Annotated in this window: 1 protein-coding gene; it reads right to left on the bottom strand. The window is 67.6% G+C overall.

The genetic code is table 11. The annotated features are described in order from the left end of the window. Positions 1–282: 282 nt before the first annotated feature. Positions 283–2157: ParB/RepB/Spo0J family partition protein (locus IP69_RS06370; protein WP_054141984.1), on the bottom strand; the 1875-nt coding region annotated here is incomplete at its 5' end.

The following is a 2157-nucleotide window of genomic DNA, read 5'->3' as shown; positions in this document are numbered from 1 at the left end:
TCGTTTTGTCCGGGCCGCGACCACCGCGTCCTCGATGGCGTCGACAAGGCCGGGCCGGGCTGGGGCGCACCCGCAGGGTCGAAACGGATGTGGAGAACAGCGCAGCTGTTGCGCCTACAAAGCCCGGCTCGGCCAGACAGCCAGCACGAAGAGGACGCAGGTGGCCACGTCCCGGACAAAACGACAGGAGACCAACCCGACGCCAACCGGCAGCTTCAACAACGACGAAAACGGCCGCCCCAACCGGAGCGGCCGCCCAATGTCCCGAACTTTTCAGTCCGCCTACTCAGCAGCGTCGGCGAATGCGACAGGCTCCCCGTCCACCTCGACCTCGCCGGAAGAAGTCCGCAAGCAGGCCGGCAGCCAATCAGTCTCGACCAAAAGCCGCTCGGCTTCTCTGGCCATCTCGATCTTGGTCAGGCTGCCCAGCCGCTGCGCCGCCTCATCCGAGACGCCCTCGCTGACCGCCTGCATGATCGCCGCCTTGGTGACGCGCCCGAGATAGGCCGGCACGGTCGGGCTCCAGTAGTCCCGCATGGCGAGGCCGGTCGTCTGCGCCAGCCGATCCGCGTCATGGATCGCATTGGTCCGGCGCTCATGCGGCAGGATCACCGCGTTGACGCTCTGCCCCACGACATGGGCAAGCAGCGCATCGCGGCTGTCACGGTCGAGCGCAATAAGCCAATCCCACAGTGCTCCCGCCTCCTGCGGCATCAACCTGGCCCATTCTTCGTGCCGCTCGGCGATGGCGCGCGCGGCCGGGCCGTCGTCGATGCCTTCGGCATGGTGCGCCAGTGCGGGCGAATCGATCCGGATGCTCAGGCAGGACGGCGCGTCATGGCGAACGCCATAGAACCCCTGCAGGATCAGGGAATGCGCCAGCGCCAGCAGCGCGATCTCCGGCTGCCGGGCAAGCGCGTCGCGAAGCGCAATGGTTCGCTGCGCCGACAGATCGGCAATCAACCGATCCGACAGCGCGACACCGCCGATCTCCGGTTCAGCCGCAGGCACCTCGGCGCTGACGCTGTCGCTGGTGGCTGAGTGCGCCGCCTGCTCGGCCGACCCCTCCTGCGGCTCGGCGATGTCGTCCTGAAGCCGAACGAAGCCGCGCTCGATCCGGGCCTGTCCGTCATGGCCCAGCACGACAAAGGCTCCCGCGCGTGCGATCACGTCGGGATCGTAGGTATAAGCCTGCTCGGACAACCTCGCGATCTCTTCCTCCAGCCGCACCATCTCGGCTGCGACGTCCTCGCCGACCTCGTCATGGGGATGCTGCTGATAGAGCGTCTCCAAGGCCATGTTGGCGGCAAGCCGCTGCGCGACGGCCTCGTCGTCCTGATCGACGGCGTGAGGATAGACGCGTCGGCAGCCGTGGCCATGCGGCAACTCCATCGCGACTTCCGTCCAGAGCCAGCCCTCCTGCCGGACCCCGTTCGCGATCTCGCCGAGCTTGCCGAGGCAAAGTCGGTCGAGCAGCGCGACATCGGTCAGCCAGACCTCGTCGGTGGTCGAGAACAGATCGCGCAGCACGCCGCCGCCCGCGATCTCATAAGCGTCGAGCCCGAGGAACTGGACGCGCCGGTCCCGACCCGAGACATCGGCCTGCGTCAGCGCCGCCCTGATCCGCCACGGCTCCCGGAACGAGCCGAGCCCCTGATAGACCTCGTCCTGCCGCACCGGATCGTCGGTGACGGTGAAGGCTTCAAGCTGGGCAAGGGTCAGTTCGCCCTCGCGATAGGCCTGCATCAAGTGGGGCGACACTGCCCCAAGCGCGAGCCGCTGCCGCACTGTCCGAAGCGAGACACCGAAGCGCGCCGCGATCTCGGCTGCGCCCAATCCCGATAGCTCCAGCCTGCGGAACGCCTCGAACTGATCGGCCGGGTGCAGCGGCATCCGCACGACGTTCTCGGCCAGACTCTCTTCCTCGCCAGCCTCCATCACCATCACCGGGACGGTGAAGCCGCGCGGCAGCGCTTTGCGCTTTGCGAGCAGCTTCAACGCCGTCAACCGGCGTGAGCCGGCAATGACGCCATAGCGTCCGTCCTCGCGGGCTACAACAAGCAGCGGCTGCAACAGCCCGTGGGCAAGGATGCTGGCGGCCAACTCTTCGACGCCATCGGCTGCGCCGGTGCGCCGGACATTGCGGTCGCTCACGAC

The sequence above is a fragment of the Allobosea sp. AAP35 genome (assembly GCF_001295925.1).
Taxonomy (GTDB): Bacteria; Pseudomonadota; Alphaproteobacteria; order Rhizobiales; family Beijerinckiaceae; genus Allobosea.
This window is presented reverse-complemented; position numbering and strand designations above follow the sequence as displayed.